The sequence below is a fragment of the Pseudomonas khavaziana genome, assembly GCF_019145205.1.
GTDB classification, from domain to species: domain Bacteria; phylum Pseudomonadota; class Gammaproteobacteria; order Pseudomonadales; family Pseudomonadaceae; genus Aquipseudomonas; species Aquipseudomonas khavaziana.
The window spans coordinates 107681-125410 of sequence record NZ_JAHSTT010000002.1 but is presented as its reverse complement, the minus strand read 5'-3'; the positions used below and the strand labels follow the sequence as shown (position 1 = coordinate 125410).

Sequence of the window (17730 nt, the reverse complement as noted above, 5' to 3'; positions counted from 1 at the left end):
GCGGGGGTTATCTTTTTTTCACCTGATGCGGCCCTACAGGTAATCACGACCACCTTCAGGGCTTACCCACTTATGCGCCTCCCCACCAAGCTCCGCTTGCGACTTTCCTGCCACGCTATGATGTACGGCCTGCTGCTCGGCACAGCAACCATCGCCAGTGTCTTGCTTGCCCCTGGCGCCATGGCCGCCAACGGGGTGCAGCATTTCGTCATCCCGGCTGGCCCACTGGACAATGCCTTGAGCCAATTCGCTGCCAGGGCGAATGTCATTCTGTCTTTCTCGCCTCAGCAAACCGCGCAGCTGACTACAGCAGGGCTGGAAGGCGATTATTCGGTGGAACAAGGCTTTGCACTGTTGCTGCAGAACTCGGGGCTACACGTGCTATCCCAGGCGCCCGGCAGTTATGTTCTGCAGGCCATTCCCACAGGGCAACTGGTGCTCGCCCCTACCACGGTCAGCGGTTATCAACAAGCAGGGTTCAACCAAGACATCGCCGGGGATGTAGGCTACAAGGCGCAAAATAGTCGCATCGGTACCAAGACCAGCACGCCTTTGTCCGAAACACCACGTTCGGTATCGGTGGTCACCGGCCAGCGCATAAAGGACCAGAAGTCACAAACGCTCACTGAGGTGTTGGGCTATGTGCCAGGTATCTTCGCACCCCCTTTTGCTGCCGGTGACAGCCTGGCAGGCGACCTGTTCTTTATTCGCGGTTTCAATGCCACGGATTACGGCTACGGCCTTCTGCGAGATGGGCTACGAGTACAAGGCAATCGCTACGATACGACCAGTGAGCCTTATGGCTTGGAACGCGTCGAAATCTTTCGCGGCCCCTCGTCCCTGCTCTATGGTGAGAATGCGCCTGGCGGCTTGGTGAATCTGGTGAGCAAACACCCCACCGCCACTCCGCAAGGTGAGGTGCAAGTGGGGTATGGCTCGAATAATCGGCGCCAATTGGGTGTGGATATATCGGGTCCGCTCAACGACAGCGACAGCATCCTTGGACGCGTGGTGATGCTGGGCCGTAAATCCGACACGCAAACTGACCATGTTCCAGATGATCGCCTGTATATCGCGCCGTCCCTGACCCTGAATTTCGACGATTACAACAGCCTGACCCTGTTGGCCAATTACCAAAAAGACCACACTAATCTCGAGTTGGGCCTACCCGCCGCTGGCACCTTGCTTACCAACCCCAATGGCAAACTGTCCAAGCACACCATGCTCGGCAACCCGGACTGGAATACGTTCGAACGTGAAGCCTGGAGCACCGGCTACGAGTTCAGCCATAGTTTCAACGACGATTGGCAGTTCCGCCAGAACTCACGCTATATGCAGTCGCGCATCAACCGCCATGAAACCTGGCCTGGCGCGCTGAATAACCGTGGCTTCGGTACTCAGCTGAACATGACTGCCTATGACCGCTACAACAAGTCGATGGTCTATTCCCTGGATAACCAGTTGGAAGGCAAATTCCAGCTCGGTGGTCTCGACAATACTGTGCTGTTTGGCGCCAGTTACGACCGCACCTCGTTCAACCAGGATTGGGACGCTGGCTCTGCCGGCACCATCAATGTGTATAACCCCGTCTACCTGCGTGATCCATTGACCCCGATTGCGGTGCAAAACACTTTGCTCCAACAGCAGATGAAAGGGGTTTATGCACAAATCCAGAGCAAATACGACCATTGGCTGTTCTTGCTTGGAGGCCGTCAGGACTGGGTGCACAGTGATTTTCGCGACAAGGTCAACAAGGCCAGCAATACCGACTCTGATGACCGCAAGTTCACCTACCAGGGCGGGGTGATGTATCAATTCGACAACGGCCTGACGCCCTATGTCAGCTATTCCACTGCCTTCGTTCCCGTGCAGCAGATCTCCAACGCCGGATCCCCCTTAAAGCCGATCACCAGCAGCCAGTACGAAGTGGGTGTGAAGTACGAGCCGATCGGCTGGGATACCGCGATGACCCTGTCGCTGTATGACTTGCGCAAGCAAGACGATACCTACCTGGACGCCACCACCAACAGTTACCGCCAGGTGGGCGAGAGCCGGGCCAAGGGTATAGAAGTCGAGGTGAACAGCAATCTCACGCCCAATCTCAATGTGACGGCGGCTTACACCTATACGGACGCCCGGATTACCAAGGATTCGGCGACCTCATTGGTCGAAGGGCATCAGATGACGGGAGTGCCGCGCAACCAGGCCTCGATCTGGGGCAAGTACCGTTTCCTCGATGGCCAACTCAAGGGTTTATCCCTGGGCGGCGGCGTGCGTTATTTCGACAGTGCCTTTTCTTACACCGCCCCTACGCTGTACGGGAAGTTGGACGCAGGTAGCGTCACCTTGGTGGACGCAGCGGTTGGCTATCAGATCGATAAACACTGGTCAGTCGACCTGAACGCCAAGAACCTGTTCGACAAGGAATATGTAGCCGGCTGCAACGACGCCGGCCGTTGCTACTGGGGGGACAGCCGTACCCTGCTCGGTACGGTGTCGTATAACTGGTGAAGGCCTGTGGATAACCTGGCTATTTGCCGATGCAGAAGCTGGAAAAGATCCTCCCCAATAAATCATCGGAGCTGAATGCGCCGGTGATTTCCCCCAGCAGCTGCTGAGCCTGACGCAGATCCTCTGCCAGCAGCTCCCCGGCTCCCGCCAAGGTCAATTGCGCACGACCGTGCTCCAACGCCGCGCTCGCATGATGCAACGCCTCCAAGTGCCTGCGACGTGCACTGAAGCTGCTTTCCGAGGTCTGTTCGTAGCCCATGCAGGCCTTGAGATGCTCACGCAGCAATTCCAGGCCCTCACCTGCCGATTTCGCGCTCAGGCTGATCGTGACATGCCCGTCCTCACTGGTTTCCAGGGCGATTGCTTCACCTGTCAGGTCGGCCTTGTTACGAATCAGGGTGACTTTGGCCGGGTCCGGGCGTTGCTCAAGGAATTCAGGCCACAGTGCAAAAGGATCTGCAGCTTCCGGTGCGGTGGCATCGACTACCAACAACACCCGATCGGCTTCGCTGATAGCCTTGAGCGCGCGCTCCACGCCGATTTTTTCCACCTGGTCATCGGTGTCGCGTAAGCCCGCGGTATCGACCACGTGCAGCGGCATGCCATCGATGTGGATATGTTCGCGCAATATATCCCGGGTAGTGCCGGCAATCTCGGTAACGATCGCCGCCTCGCGCCCTGCCAGGGCGTTGAGCAGGCTGGATTTTCCGGCATTGGGCCGACCGGCTATCACAACGGTCATGCCATCTCGCAGCAGGGCGCCCTGCCCGGCTTCACGCAGCACTGTGGATAATTCCTCGCGGACTTTATCCAACATGGCCAACACATGGCCATCGGCCAGGAAGTCGATTTCTTCTTCCGGAAAATCAATCGCCGCTTCCACGTAGATACGCAGACTGATCAGTTGCTCGGTCAAGTTATGCACACGCAGGGAAAAAGCCCCTTGCAGTGAACGCAATGCGTTACGGGCAGCCTGTGCAGAACTGGCTTCGATCAAATCGGCGATGGCTTCGGCCTGGGCCAGGTCGAGCTTATCGTTCAGAAAAGCACGTTCGCTGAACTCCCCAGGTCGCGCCAGGCGGCAACCCAGTTGCAGGCAACGCTGCAAGAGCATATCCAGTACGACAGGGCCGCCATGGCCCTGTAATTCCAGGACGTCTTCTCCAGTGAAGGAGTTGGGTCCAGGGAAGTAGATAGCCAACCCTTCATCCAATACGCTTTGGTCGGCATCCAGGAATTGGCCGTAATGGGCATAGCGCGGTTTCAGCTCTCGGCCACTGATAGCCTTGGCTGCTACACCCGCAAGCGGCCCGGAAATTCGAACGATACCCACACCGCCTCGACCTTGAGCGGTGGCCACAGCAGCGATGGTTTCACGGGGAGCACTCATCAGCAGGTTCCAGAACAAAAGTGACGGAAAGCAAAACGCCCCACTAGGGGGCGTCTTGAGTGGTTATCCACAGAGTAAATTACGCCTCGGCTTTTTTGGTAGCCGCTTCGATTTTACGCGTGATGTACCACTGTTGAGAGATCGACAACACGTTGTTGACCACCCAGTACAGTACCAAGCCGGCTGGGAACCACAGGAAGAAGAAGGTGAAGATGATTGGCATCATTTTCATTACCTTGGCCTGCATCGGATCCGGCGGGGTTGGGTTCAGGCGCTGCTGGATGAACATGGTCGCGCCCATGATGATCGGCAGGATAAAGAACGGGTCTTTGATCGACAGGTCAGTTATCCACAGCATGAACGGTGCCTGGCGCATTTCCACGCTTTCCAGGAGTACCCAGTACAGCGACAGGAACACCGGCATCTGCACCAGAATCGGCAAGCATCCACCCAACGGGTTGATCTTCTCTTTCTTGTACAGCTCCATCATGGCCTGCGACATTTTCTGCCGATCATCGCCATGTTGTTCTTTCAGTGCCGCCAGTTTCGGGGCAACAGCACGCATACGCGCCATCGACTTGTAGCTGGCTGCCGACAGTGGGAAAAAGATCCCCTTGATCAGCATGGTCAGGAAGATGATCGACCAGCCCCAGTTACCGACGATGCTGTGGATATGTTGCAGCAACCAGAAGATCGGCTGGGCAATGAACCACAGAATGCCGTAATCGACAGTCAGTTCCAGGCCTGGGGATAACTCTTTCAGCACGGCCTGGCTTTTCGGGCCGGCGTACAGTGTAGCGCTGGTTTCAGCCTTGGCACCCGGAGCGACGTTCAACGCCGGCCCAGTAAAACCAATGATGTAGTTGCCTTGGCTGTCTTTACGGGTCTGAACCAGGTTGGCTTCACCCTTGTTCGGAATCCAGGCGGTCACGAAGTAGTGTTGCAACCAGGCAACCCAGCCGCCTTGTACAGTTTCTTTCAGCGAACCCTTGTCGATATCTTTCATCGACACTTTTTTGTACGGCTCGCCACTTGTCCACAGGGCTGCGCCCAGGTAAGTCGCGGTGCCGGTGGCAGTGCTGGAAGAAGGATCGGAGCTGCCATCACGCTTGAGCTGGGCAAACAGGTTGCCGCTCCAGGGTTTGTCGCTTTCGTTGTCGATCAGGTAAGTGACCTTCAAGTCGTACAAACCACGGGTGAAGCTGAAGCGCTTGATGTAGTTGACGCCATCGAGGCTGAATTTCAGGTCGACGTTCAACTGGTTCTGGCCGTCAGCCAGTTGATAAGTCTTCTGTTCGGTCGAATAAACCGGACGACCGGTAGCACGTGCATCCGGACCGTTGGTGCCGGTCAGGCCACTTTGTGCCAGATAAACACGTTCGCCACCGTTATCAAACAGTTGGAACGGGACATCCGGATGGTCTTGGCGACGTGGATACAGCGGCAGTTTCAACTGCGCAATATCACCACCTTGCGGGTCGATGGCCAGGTCGAGCACATCCGTTTTCACGTGGATGAGGTCTTTGTTGGTGACCACTGGCGTTTCTAAAGGGGCGCTGGTCTCGCCATTCGCGCTGGGAACATCGGCACTCGCGGACGCATTATTATTACCCAGCGGGGCGTCCGGAATAGCCGGCGCGGCCTGATTGGTAGCAACATTCTGAGTCGGCAGGGCAGCTTGGCCGTAGTCCTGGTTCCACTTAAGAACCATGACGTAGGACACGATTGCCAGGGCGACGATCAGGATCGTGCGTTTAATATCCATGATTACTCGGCCATCGAAGAAGAACGGGAGGTAGGGATAGGTGGAACCGGGTCATAACCACCGGGATTCCACGGATGACAGCGACCTAAACGACGAAAGGTCAGCCAGCCACCGCGCAGAAGACCATGATTTTCTATGGCCTCTAACGCGTAGCAGGAACAGCTGGGGTAGAAACGACAGTGACTGGCCATCAGGGGACTAATGGCATAGCGATAAAACTGGATCGGAACGATTGCCAGTTTACGCATCAAGACTGTCTACCCCTACAGTTTCGGTGCTGACTGCTGGTGCTGGCTTGTGGGTACGCGCCAAACGTTTCCAGAGCTTGCCGAAATGCTGAATCAATTCGGGGTTTTCTACATCACCCAAGCCTTTGCGCGCGACGATAACAATATCCCAACCAACCAGAGTGTCCTGGTGGAGGCGAAACGATTCGCGCATCAGACGCTTGAGGCGATTGCGCTCAACGGAGAGCTTTACGCTCTTCTTGCCGATCACCAACCCGAGACGAGGGTGATCAAGATCGTTGTTACGCGCAAGGAGCAGGAGATTTTTCCCCGGAACCTTGCCGGTGGGGGAGTCAAAGACTGCCTTGAAATGCCGGGGGGTTAGCAGACGCTTTTCCCGACTGAAGTCCTGACTCACCACCAGTACCGGATTATCAAACTGCCAGACGCGCACGACCTTTGGCGCGGCGACGCGACAGGACAGCACGGCCGTTCTTGGTAGCCATGCGAGCACGGAAGCCGTGAGTACGGGCGCGTTTGATGGTGCTTGGTTGGAAAGTACGTTTCATGGCGTTGTTACCTGGTTCGTCCACAACGGGCCGGAATGGCCCCCGTTTTAAGAGACCGGCGATTCTAGAGAAAGCAAGCCTCTAGGTCAATTTCCAACCAGCTTTTCCTTTAATTAGTTCTTCATGGCGTCATGACGCGTTTCGGGTCGTCCGGCTTCCATCAGCCTTGGCATAGATATAAAAATAAAGAAGGAAGTTATTTAAAGCTTTTCTGTAAAGCTTATAAAAGCTAGGCACGCGATCCTCTGTGGATAACTACCTTTAGCCCTTATTCCACGTGATGTACAGAGAATGACAACACGGGGGAGAAGCGGTGCTCTGCCTGTGCTGCGCTGTCGGATAAGCTGTGTGTGGAATGGGTTTTTATCCACAGGCCAGTTACCCACAGAGTTTCGACCCCACTTGTACAACGAGCTCAGGGTGGCTTATCCACAGAGCTTATGCACAGACCATTGGTCGCCTTTTTTGCAGTTAAGACATTGTTTTTGGCTGGCCTGTGAGCAACCTACATGTGGATAAGTGGACGTCTGGCCGCTACAATGGCGGCTGTTTTTGCCTCACCGGCTTTCAACTTAGGGGATATCCGTGTCAGTGGAACTTTGGCAGCAGTGCGTGGAGCTTTTGCGCGATGAGCTGCCTGCCCAGCAATTCAACACCTGGATCCGTCCGCTACAGGTCGAAGCCGAAGGCGACGAGTTGCGTGTCTACGCACCTAATCGTTTTGTTCTCGACTGGGTCAACGAGAAATACCTGGGCCGCGTTCTCGAATTGCTCGATGAACATGGCAATGGCCTCGCGCCCGTGCTCTCCTTATTAATAGGCAGCAAACGCAGCTCGGTACCACGGGCTGCGCCGAATGCGCCCTTGGCTGCCGCGGCATCGCAAGCCCAGGCCGCGGCGGCACCGGTTGCCGCCTCCCCTACCCCTGCTATGACGTCTTCCAAATCCTCAGCGCAAAAGAATGCGCCACAGAACGAAGAGCCATCCCGTGACAGCTTCGACCCGATGGCGGGTGCCAGCTCCCAGCAGGCACCGATCCGTGCCGAGCAACGCACCGTTCAGGTTGAGGGTGCGCTCAAGCACACCAGCTACCTGAACCGCACCTTCACGTTTGAAAACTTCGTCGAAGGTAAGTCGAACCAGCTGGCTCGGGCAGCCGCCTGGCAGGTCGCTGACAATCCCAAGCACGGTTACAACCCGCTCTTCCTTTATGGGGGCGTTGGCTTGGGTAAGACGCACTTGATGCACGCCGTGGGTAACCACCTATTAAAGAAGAACCCGAATGCCAAGGTTGTGTACCTGCACTCGGAGCGCTTCGTGGCTGACATGGTCAAGGCTTTGCAGCTCAATGCAATCAACGAATTCAAGCGCTTCTACCGTTCCGTTGACGCTCTGCTGATCGATGACATTCAATTTTTCGCGCGCAAGGAACGTTCCCAGGAGGAGTTTTTCCATACCTTCAACGCCCTGCTCGAAGGTGGCCAGCAGGTCATCTTGACCAGTGACCGTTACCCGAAGGAAATAGAAGGCCTGGAAGAACGCTTGAAGTCGCGCTTCGGCTGGGGCCTGACCGTTGCGGTGGAACCGCCGGAGCTGGAAACCCGCGTCGCGATCCTGATGAAAAAGGCCGACCAGGCCAAGGTCGACCTGCCCCACGACGCAGCGTTTTTCATTGCCCAACGTATTCGTTCCAACGTGCGTGAGCTGGAGGGTGCGCTCAAGCGGGTCATCGCTCACTCGCACTTCATGGGCCGCGATATCACCATCGAGTTGATTCGCGAATCCCTGAAAGACTTGTTGGCCTTGCAGGACAAACTGGTAAGTGTGGATAACATCCAGCGCACCGTGGCCGAATACTACAAGATCAAGATTTCCGACCTGTTGTCCAAGCGTCGGTCGCGCTCGGTCGCGCGCCCCCGTCAGGTAGCCATGGCACTCTCCAAGGAGTTGACCAACCACAGCCTGCCGGAAATCGGTGATGTATTTGGCGGACGCGACCACACCACGGTCCTGCACGCATGCCGCAAGATCAACGAACTTAAGGAATCCGACGCGGATATTCGCGAGGACTACAAGAACCTGCTGCGTACACTGACTACGTGATGACACCAGTGCAGCTTATTAAGGCAAGGGACTAGACCATGCATTTCACCATTCAACGCGAAGCCCTGTTGAAACCCCTGCAACTGGTCGCAGGCGTCGTCGAGCGCCGACAGACCTTGCCGGTGCTTTCCAACGTATTACTGGTGGTCGAAGGCCAGCAGTTGTCCTTGACCGGTACCGACCTGGAAGTTGAGCTGGTGGGTCGCGTACAGCTCGAAGAGCCCGCCGAACCCGGCGAGATCACCGTGCCCGCGCGCAAGCTGATGGATATCTGCAAAAGCCTGCCGAACGACGCGCTGATCGATATCAAGGTCGATGAGCAAAAACTGGTGGTCAAGGCTGGTCGCAGCCGTTTTACCCTGTCGACCTTGCCGGCCAATGATTTCCCTACCGTGGAAGAAGGCCCGGGCTCGCTGACCTGCAGCCTGGAGCAGAGCAAGCTGCGTCGCTTGATTGAGCGTACCAGCTTCGCCATGGCCCAGCAGGACGTGCGTTACTACCTCAACGGCATGCTGCTGGAAGTATCGGAAGGCATCATCCGTGCCGTGGCCACTGATGGCCACCGCCTGGCAATGTGCTCGATGCGCGCCGATATCGGCCAGCCGGATCGCCACCAGGTGATCGTGCCGCGCAAAGGTATCCTCGAGTTGGCGCGCCTGCTCACCGAGCCGGACGGCAACGTCAGCATCGTGTTGGGGCAGCATCACATCCGCGCAACCACTGGCGAGTTCACCTTCACTTCCAAGTTGGTTGACGGCAAGTTCCCGGATTACGAACGCGTGTTGCCTAAAGGTGGTGACAAGCTGGTAGTTGGTGATCGTCAGGCGCTGCGTGAGGCATTCAGCCGTACAGCCATTCTGTCGAACGAAAAGTACCGAGGTATTCGCCTGCAACTGGCCAACGGCCAACTGAAAATCCAGGCCAACAACCCGGAACAGGAAGAAGCGGAAGAAGAAGTCGGCGTCGACTACAACGGCGGTTCACTGGAAATCGGTTTCAACGTGAGCTACTTGTTGGACGTATTGGGGGTGATGACGACTGAACAGGTTCGCTTGATTCTTTCTGACTCCAACAGCAGTGCCCTGGTGCAAGAATCCGACAACGACGACTCGGCTTACGTTGTCATGCCGATGCGCCTGTAACCATGCTCAGCAGAAGCTAGATGTCCCTCAGTCGCGTCTCGGTCACCGCGGTGCGCAATCTGCACCCGGTGACCTTCTCCCCTTCCCCTCGCATCAATATCCTCCATGGCGCCAATGGCAGTGGCAAAACCAGCGTGCTGGAAGCCATCCATTTGTTGGGGCTTGCCCGTTCGTTTCGCAGTGCCCGCCTGTTACCGGTGATTCAATACGAGCAATTGGCATGCACAGTGTTTGGCCAGGTTGAACTGGCTGAAGGCGGTCATAGCAGCCTGGGGATATCCCGTGATCGCGGCGGTGAGTTTCAAATCCGAATTGACGGACAAAATGCTCGCAGCGCAGCGCAATTGGCGGAAATATTGCCACTGCAGCTAATCAACCCAGACAGTTTTCGATTGTTGGAAGGTGCACCGAAAATTCGGCGGCAATTTCTCGATTGGGGCGTGTTCCACGTGGAACCACGCTTTATGGCTACTTGGCAGCGCCTGCAGAAGGCCCTGCGGCAGCGAAACTCATGGCTGCGGCATGGTACACTTGACGCCGCTTCGCAAGCGGCCTGGGACCGGGAACTGTGCCTGGCCAGCGACGAAATAGATGAATACCGCCGTGCCTATATCAAAGCCTTGAAACCAGTCTTTGAACAGACCTTGAGTGAGTTGTTGGATCTCGAGGGGCTGACGCTGAGTTATTACCGCGGTTGGGACAAAGAACGCGAGCTGAGCGCAGTGCTCGCAACGTCCCTGCAGCGGGATCAGCAAATCGGCCACACCCAGGCCGGACCCCAACGCGCTGATTTGCGCCTTAGGTTAGGTGCACACAATGCCGCGGATATCTTGTCCCGCGGCCAGCAGAAGTTGGTGGTCTGTGCCTTGCGTATCGCGCAGGGGCATCTGGTTAGCCAGGCCCGACGCGGTCAATGTATTTATCTGGTGGATGACTTGCCGTCGGAGCTCGACGAGCAGCACCGCCGCTCGTTATGCCGCTTGTTGGAAGACTTACGCTGCCAGGTGTTTATTACCTGTGTAGACCACGAATTATTGAGGGAAGGCTGGCAGACGGAAACGCCAGTCGCTTTGTTCCACGTGGAACAAGGCCGTATCACCCAGACCCACGACCATCGGGAGTGAAGGCATGAGCGAAGAAAACACGTACGACTCGACCAGCATTAAAGTGCTGAAAGGTTTGGATGCCGTACGCAAACGTCCCGGTATGTACATTGGCGACACCGATGATGGTAGCGGTCTGCACCACATGGTGTTCGAGGTGGTCGATAACTCCATCGACGAAGCTCTGGCCGGTCACTGCGACGACATCAGCATTATCATCCACCCGGATGAGTCCATTACCGTGCGTGACAACGGTCGTGGCATCCCGGTAGACGTGCACAAAGAAGAAGGCGTTTCGGCGGCAGAGGTCATCATGACCGTGCTCCACGCCGGCGGTAAATTCGACGACAACTCCTATAAAGTATCCGGTGGTTTGCACGGTGTAGGTGTGTCGGTAGTGAACGCTCTGTCCGAAGAGTTGATTCTCACCGTTCGCCGTAGTGGCAAGATTTGGGAACAGACCTACGTCCACGGTGTGCCACAGGAACCGATGAAAATCGTTGGTGACAGTGAAACCACCGGCACCCAGATCCACTTCAAGCCATCGGCTGAGACCTTCAAGAACATCCACTTCAGCTGGGACATCCTGGCCAAGCGGATTCGTGAACTGTCCTTCCTCAACTCCGGTGTCGGTATCGTCCTCAAGGATGAACGCAGCGGCAAGGAAGAACTGTTCAAGTACGAAGGCGGTCTGCGTGCATTCGTTGAATACCTGAACACCAACAAGACTGCGGTCAACCAGGTGTTCCACTTCAACATCCAGCGTGAAGATGGCATCGGCGTGGAAATCGCCTTGCAGTGGAACGACAGCTTCAACGAAAACCTGTTGTGCTTCACCAACAACATTCCGCAGCGCGACGGCGGTACTCACTTGGTGGGTTTCCGTTCTGCGCTGACGCGTAACCTGAACACCTACATTGAAGCGGAAGGCCTGGCGAAGAAGCATAAAGTCGCCACCACCGGTGACGACGCCCGTGAAGGTTTGACCGCGATCATCTCGGTCAAGGTGCCGGATCCGAAGTTCAGCTCCCAGACCAAAGACAAGCTGGTGTCTTCCGAAGTGAAGACCGCTGTTGAACAGGAAATGGGCAAGTACTTTTCCGACTTCCTCTTGGAAAACCCGAACGAAGCCAAGCTGGTCGTTGGCAAGATGATCGATGCTGCCCGTGCCCGTGAAGCCGCACGTAAAGCCCGTGAGATGACCCGCCGGAAAGGCGCGTTGGACATCGCCGGCTTGCCGGGCAAGCTGGCTGACTGCCAGGAGAAAGATCCTGCCCTCTCCGAACTCTACCTGGTGGAAGGTGACTCTGCTGGCGGTTCCGCCAAGCAGGGTCGCAACCGTCGCACCCAGGCCATCCTGCCGTTGAAGGGTAAGATCCTCAACGTCGAGAAGGCTCGCTTCGACAAGATGATTTCCTCCCAGGAAGTCGGTACTTTGATCACGGCGTTGGGCTGCGGTATTGGCCGTGACGAGTACAACATCGACAAGCTGCGCTACCACAACATCATCATCATGACCGATGCTGACGTCGACGGTTCGCACATCCGTACCCTGCTGCTGACCTTCTTCTTCCGCCAGTTGCCTGAGCTGATCGAGCGTGGCTATATCTATATCGCGCAGCCGCCGTTGTACAAAGTGAAAAAGGGCAAGCAAGAGCAATACATCAAAGACGACGACGCCATGGAAGAATACATGACGCAATCGGCCCTGGAAGACGCCAGCCTGCACCTGAACGACGAAGCCCCGGGTATTTCCGGTGAGGCGCTTGAACGCTTGGTCAACGACTTCCGCATGGTGATGAAGACCCTCAAGCGTTTGTCGCGCCTGTACCCTCAGGAGCTGACCGAGCACTTCATCTACCTGCCCTCCGTGAGCCTGGAACAGTTGGGCGATCATGCGCACATGCAAGATTGGCTGGCCCAGTACGAAGTGCGCCTGCGTACTGTCGAAAAATCCGGCTTGGTGTACAAAGCCAGTCTGCGCGAAGACCGTGAACGTAACGTCTGGCTACCAGAGGTCGAGCTGATCTCCCACGGCTTGTCGAACTACGTTACCTTCAACCGTGATTTCTTCGGCAGTAACGATTACAAGACGGTAGTTACCCTCGGTGCGCAATTGAGCACCCTGCTGGACGACGGCGCTTATATCCAACGTGGTGAGCGTAAGAAGGCAGTCAAGGAGTTCAAGGAAGCATTGGACTGGTTGATGACCGAAAGCACCAAGCGCCATACCATCCAGCGATACAAAGGTCTGGGTGAGATGAACCCGGATCAGCTGTGGGAAACCACCATGGACCCGGCTCAGCGTCGTATGCTGCGCGTGACCATCGAAGACGCCATTGGCGCAGACCAGATCTTCAACACCCTGATGGGTGATGCGGTCGAGCCTCGCCGTGACTTCATCGAGAGCAATGCTTTGGCGGTGTCTAACCTGGACTTCTGATCAGGTAAATCGGCTAAAACGAAAAAGGCCAACGCTTAGCGTTGGCCTTTTTTATTGGACGCATTTTAAAATGCTCCACGTGGAACATCATGAAATTTAACTTTGGGAGTTCGTTGCCACACTCTCCAACCGATACCCGTACCCATAGATCGTCAACAGCTGCCAACCGCGGTCCGCGGTCAGTCCCAGCTTATTGCGCAGACGGTAAATGTGCGTATCCAAAGGCCGAGAAGAAACCATTTCTTCGTGGCTCCAGAATCGCTCATACAGGTACTCGCGAGACAGAGGTCGGGCCAAATTAGCGAACAGGCAACTGGCCAGGCGATACTCTCGCTCGGTCAGGTTGATAGGTTTGCCTGCGCGGGTGACGGTCAATTCAGCATCGTCGAAGGTCAGATCGTTGAAGCTCTGCACTTCCTGAGTAGCCGACTTCTGCAGGCCATGGCGCCGCAAGACAGCACTGACTCGGGCTTTGAGTTCATTCGGCCGAAAGGGCTTGCTGACGTAATCGTCCGCGCCGCTGTTCAATGCTGTGACTATATCGCTCTCGGCATCACGGCTGGTGAGCATGATGACGGCGGGGGGCGATTCCATGTGTTCGCGGGTCCAGCGCAACAATGCAATGCCCGAGATATCCGGCAGTTGCCAATCGAGTATCAGCAGGTCGAAGGTTTCCCGACGCAGTTGGCGTAGCAGATCTTCACCGCGCTCAAAGAAATGCAGGGACCAAGGCTGTTCCGCTTGGCCGGGAATCTGTCGCAGTGTCTGTTCCACCCGTCTCAATTCGGCGGGCTCGTCATCCAGTATTGCGACACGCATGGGTGGGTCCTTCCTACAAAAATACAAGAGCTTGAATGGGAGGCACTGCTGTGCAAATGCCGGCCTCTGAATCTGAATAATTATGGACGGATTCTACACTTCGGGAATCTCTCGATACGCTGATATCAAAGGGCTGTTAATTTGACGCGCTCTCGATGCTCAAAGGAAAGATACCGGCTCCTGTGAATAAGGAAAAGACGCGGTGCCGATAGCCTACCGGGTACGTCTGTTTGGTGGGCCTATACAAAGCCCTCCGATGAGACCGAAATAAGCTTCACTGGTTTCAGAGCATCGTATGTGCTTCATCGTAACCACCTGAGAGGGAGCCTGGGCCTATGGCAGCTTTACCTGCAAACCATCTTCGCTTTTGTCTAAGTGCGGCGGTAGCCCTGTGAAACTATGGCGCAAAGCCGAGAAACGCCAACCTACCCGAGCACAGCTGTTGTTTCATGGGCTGGTGCGGGAATGGCTGCTGATCGGCTTGGTACTGCTGCCCTTCACCGTGTACTTGTCCCTGAGCCCAGGCTTGGCCCTCAATAACCCCCTCTACGATAGCTTGCGTCGGCTGGCACCTTTGCCGGTAGATCCACGGATCCTGCTGGTGACCATTGACGCCCCCAGCCTTGAAGCACTCGGCCCATGGCCTTGGCCGCGTAGCGTGCATGCCGACCTGATCGGACGCCTGAGTGCCGCCCAGCCTGCGGCCATTCTGTTTGATGTCATTTTCAGTGAGTCCGGCAAGGACGCCGATGGCCAGCGATTGGCCGACGCCGTGTGTGAAGCCGGGAATGTATTGCTGCCTATCATTGGTGATAGCAGCGGGAGCCCGAGCCCGCCGCAAGAGCCGTTATCGCCATTGCTCAAATGCGCCAAGGGTGTCGGGCATATCAACGTCGAGGCGGATAACGACGGTGTGGTGCGCAGTGTGTATCTGCGCGAAGGCCCCCCCGGAAGTACGCTTCCACAATTGGCCTGGCTGGCATTCACGTTGAGTGGGCAAGCCCCGACCATGCCTGGATTTTCTCACGCGCCCAGCAATGTGCGATGGCATCAGGAGCATGAGATTCGTGTTCCATTCACCTCTGAGGCCGAGCACTTTCCCAGTGTCTCCTATGTCAGCGTGTTACGCGGTGAAGTACCTCCAGAGTCGCTGCGTGGCCGGCTGATTCTGATAGGTGCCACAGCCTACGGAATGGCTGATCGTTTCGTGACGCCGCTCTCCTCCACGGTTGGTACTACAGCTGGTGTGGAGATCCAAGCCGACGTGCTCAATGGCTTATTGCAGGGCCGCAGCATTGTCGACTTGCCCGGATGGCTGGCAGCGTTGTTGGCAACATCACTGGTAACGCTGCTGTTGGGTCTTTTGCTTTATCGCCCACGTTACGCCCTGTGGATGACGTTGGCAGGCATGGCCGCCGCGTTGCTGGGGTCGTGGGCCTTGTTACGCCTGGGACACTGGTGGTCCCCTGCGGCTTGCTTGATTGGTTTGTTGCTCAGTTATCTGATCTGGAACTGGCGACGCTTGAGCGTGATCCTCGCCTACTTTGGCTGGGAATTGGCCCGTCTGGATAACGAACCGAAGGTGCTTCCTGAACGTCGCCGTGCGCCTGCCAGTAAGGGCGACGTACTGCAGGGAAGGATCTTTGCCCTTGAGCAAGCCGTCAGCCGCACGCGAGATACACGGCGCTTTATGGCCGACGGACTCGAATGCCTGCCGGTCGCGACGCTGATCACCGATCCCCAGGGCAATATTCTGTTGGCCAACCGTGTGGCCCGTGACGTATTCGGCAATGACATGGTCGGCGAAAACCTCGTCGAACAACTCGCCGATTTGGGGTATCCCCCGCTGCACAACGGCGTACGCCCTGCCCTGTCAGCGTTGGAACTGGTGGAGTTCCGCGACATCCACCAACGTAGTCTGCGCATGGAGCTTGCACCTTTGCTTCCCGCCGAAGGTGATTTTGCCCTCGGCTGGTTGCTGAGCCTGACGGATCTAAGCAAAGAGCGCGAAGCCCAGCAGCACCGCGAGACCATGTTGCGTTTCCTTTCCCATGACCTGCGTGCACCACATTCGGCAATCCTCGCCCTGCTGGACGTGCATAACGGCGAATCTCCTGTCTTTGCCCAGATAGAGCAGCAGGTCCGCCGGGCCTTGAGCCTTACCGAATCCTTTGTGCAATTGGCCAAGGCTGAGGCTGACGGTTATCAGTTCCAACCGACCTTGTTCGCCATGCTGGTGATGGACGCCTTTGATCAAGTGGCAGTGATTGCACAACTCAAGGGCATCCATTTGGTCCACGACTTGGATGAAGCCGACGAGGCCATGGTCTACGCCGACCAATCACTGCTCACCCGGGCGTTGTTCAATGTGCTGGAGAACGCGATCAAATATTCGCCATCTGGTACTACCGTGAGACTCAAGCATGCCAGCGAGCAGGGTTGGTTGGAGTGCCGTATCAGCGACCAGGGGCCAGGAATTGCTCCTAAGGATTTACCGGAGCTGTTCAGTCAATACCGGCGCTTCGATTCCGCCCAAGGCAGCGACGGTCTTGGACTGGGTCTGACGATGGTTAAAGCCGTCATAGAACGACACGGCGGGCGCATTACTTGTGAAAGTGAGCTGGGCAAAGGCTCAACATTCATATTGCAACTGCCCCAATTGGCGACTGAAAAGCACCCTTTTCTGTTGTGCATAAAAACCGGTCACAAGGACCGGTTTTTTTATGAAGAAAAAACTTATGCACGTTTTTCCTGGTTTTATGAGGTCCAGAAATATGCAATTAAATCAGCTGCTTATCGAGTAAAACAGTCAATTCGCCAACAAAGCGTACACAGCTTATCCACAGATGCTCAAACCACTGGTGTCTCTACCACTATGGGTTCAGGAGGCAAGGAGCCCATGGCCCTCTGTTGCGCTTCATTCCAAGCCGCTGCGCGGTCGTTCAGTGCGGCAATGGCGCGTGGCCCTTCGCCTTCTGCGTACATCGGTTCGCCGATTACCACGGTGATGGTTCCTGCGCGTTTGGCCCAGCCGGTCTTGGGCCAGAACTTGCCGGCGTTATGCGCAATCGGCAACACAGGCAAGTTGGCATTGACCGCCAGTGCGGTACCGCCACGTGAGAACTTGCCCACCGTACCGAAGGGCACCCGTGTGCCTTCCGGGAAAATCAGTACCCACACGCCATCCTTGAGCAGCTCATCTCCCTTCTTGGCGACATGCTTGAGCGCTGCCTTGGGGTTGTCGCGGTCGATGGCGATCGGCCGGAGCATAGCCATGGCCCAGCCGAAGAACGGCACATATAGCAGCTCGCGCTTGAGCACCTGGCTCAGTGGCGAGAAATAGGCCGAGAGGAAGAACGTCTCCCAGGTGCTCTGGTGGTTCGACAGAATCACACAGGGCTGCTCCGGGACGTTTTCAGCGCCCTTGATCTCGAAACGGATATTGAGGAATACCTTACTCAGCCACAACGCGCAGCGGCACCAATAAACGTTGATGAAACGATAGCGCGCCTTGAAAGGCAGGAACGGTGCGATAAAAAAGCTCAGGGTGCACCAGAGAAACGAACTGGTGCCCAGCAGCAGGTAAAAGAAAAAGGTTCTGATGGCCTGCAAGATCGACATGGCGGCATTTACCGTTGCGGGACACGGCCCGCCTGTT

At 56.3% G+C, this 17730-nt stretch carries 12 protein-coding genes and 1 pseudogene; 6 read left to right on the top strand and 7 right to left on the bottom strand.

Annotation, left to right across the window (positions count from 1 at the left end; genetic code table 11):
• The first annotated feature begins 117 nt into the window (after positions 1-117).
• Positions 118-2511 (top strand): TonB-dependent siderophore receptor, encoded by a 2394-nt coding sequence (locus KVH01_RS05085; protein ID WP_404822003.1) that lies wholly within the window; start codon positions 118-120, stop codon positions 2509-2511.
• A gap of 19 nt (positions 2512-2530) precedes the next feature.
• On the opposite strand, the gene mnmE is transcribed toward KVH01_RS05085, so the two are convergent.
• The 5 genes from mnmE to rpmH all read right to left on the bottom strand — a co-directional run bounded on the left by mnmE (position 2531) and on the right by rpmH (position 6462).
• Positions 2531-3901, bottom strand: a complete 1371-nt coding sequence (mnmE, locus tag KVH01_RS05080; RefSeq protein WP_217880669.1) for a tRNA uridine-5-carboxymethylaminomethyl(34) synthesis GTPase MnmE — start codon at positions 3899-3901, stop codon at positions 2531-2533.
• A gap of 79 nt (positions 3902-3980) precedes the next feature.
• Positions 3981-5666 carry a membrane protein insertase YidC gene (gene yidC, locus KVH01_RS05075; RefSeq protein ID WP_043048230.1) on the bottom strand — a complete coding sequence of 562 codons (1686 nt, stop codon included), beginning with the start codon at positions 5664-5666 and terminating at the stop codon, positions 3981-3983.
• Between the two features lie 2 nt (positions 5667-5668).
• Positions 5669-5914, bottom strand: a complete 246-nt coding sequence (gene yidD / locus KVH01_RS05070) for a membrane protein insertion efficiency factor YidD (RefSeq protein ID WP_019816912.1) — start codon at positions 5912-5914, stop codon at positions 5669-5671.
• Complete coding sequence (gene rnpA, locus KVH01_RS05065) at positions 5907-6314, bottom strand: ribonuclease P protein component (RefSeq protein WP_020302575.1); 408 nt, start codon at positions 6312-6314, stop codon at positions 5907-5909. Before rnpA ends, yidD begins: the two co-directional genes overlap by 8 nt.
• 13 nt (positions 6315-6327) lie before the next feature.
• The gene (gene rpmH / locus KVH01_RS05060) at positions 6328-6462 is read right to left on the bottom strand and encodes a 50S ribosomal protein L34 (RefSeq protein ID WP_003213577.1); all 135 of its coding nucleotides are present in this window, start codon (positions 6460-6462) and stop codon (positions 6328-6330) included.
• A 585-nt stretch (positions 6463-7047) separates the two neighbouring features.
• Here rpmH and dnaA point away from each other — a divergent pair.
• From dnaA to gyrB, 4 genes are read left to right on the top strand one after another with little or no spacing between them, the layout of a single operon-like run.
• Positions 7048-8565: a chromosomal replication initiator protein DnaA gene (gene dnaA, locus KVH01_RS05055; RefSeq protein WP_217880668.1), complete on the top strand. Its 1518-nt coding sequence runs from the start codon at positions 7048-7050 to the stop codon at positions 8563-8565.
• 38 nt (positions 8566-8603) lie between these two features.
• On the top strand, positions 8604-9707 hold the full coding sequence (gene dnaN / locus KVH01_RS05050; RefSeq protein WP_057701849.1) for a DNA polymerase III subunit beta: 1104 nt from the start codon (positions 8604-8606) through the stop codon (positions 9705-9707).
• A gap of 20 nt (positions 9708-9727) precedes the next feature.
• A complete protein-coding gene (gene recF, locus KVH01_RS05045) occupies positions 9728-10831 on the top strand; it encodes a DNA replication/repair protein RecF (RefSeq protein WP_003187251.1) in 1104 nt (367 codons plus the stop codon).
• A gap of 4 nt (positions 10832-10835) precedes the next feature.
• Positions 10836-13253 (top strand): DNA topoisomerase (ATP-hydrolyzing) subunit B, encoded by a 2418-nt coding sequence (gene gyrB / locus KVH01_RS05040; RefSeq protein ID WP_043048232.1) that lies wholly within the window; start codon positions 10836-10838, stop codon positions 13251-13253.
• Between the two features lie 96 nt (positions 13254-13349).
• On the opposite strand, the gene KVH01_RS05035 is transcribed toward gyrB, so the two are convergent.
• Complete coding sequence (locus KVH01_RS05035; RefSeq protein WP_217880667.1) at positions 13350-14072, bottom strand: response regulator transcription factor; 723 nt, start codon at positions 14070-14072, stop codon at positions 13350-13352.
• Positions 14073-14463: 391 nt separating this feature from the next.
• Here KVH01_RS05035 and KVH01_RS05030 point away from each other — a divergent pair.
• Positions 14464-16734 (top strand): annotated as a pseudogene (locus KVH01_RS05030) (CHASE2 domain-containing protein); the annotation flags it as partial.
• A gap of 188 nt (positions 16735-16922) precedes the next feature.
• Here the strand turns inward: KVH01_RS05030 and KVH01_RS05025 are convergent.
• A complete protein-coding gene (locus KVH01_RS05025) occupies positions 16923-17693 on the bottom strand; it encodes a lysophospholipid acyltransferase family protein (protein ID WP_217880983.1) in 771 nt (256 codons plus the stop codon).
• Positions 17694-17730 lie beyond the last annotated feature (37 nt).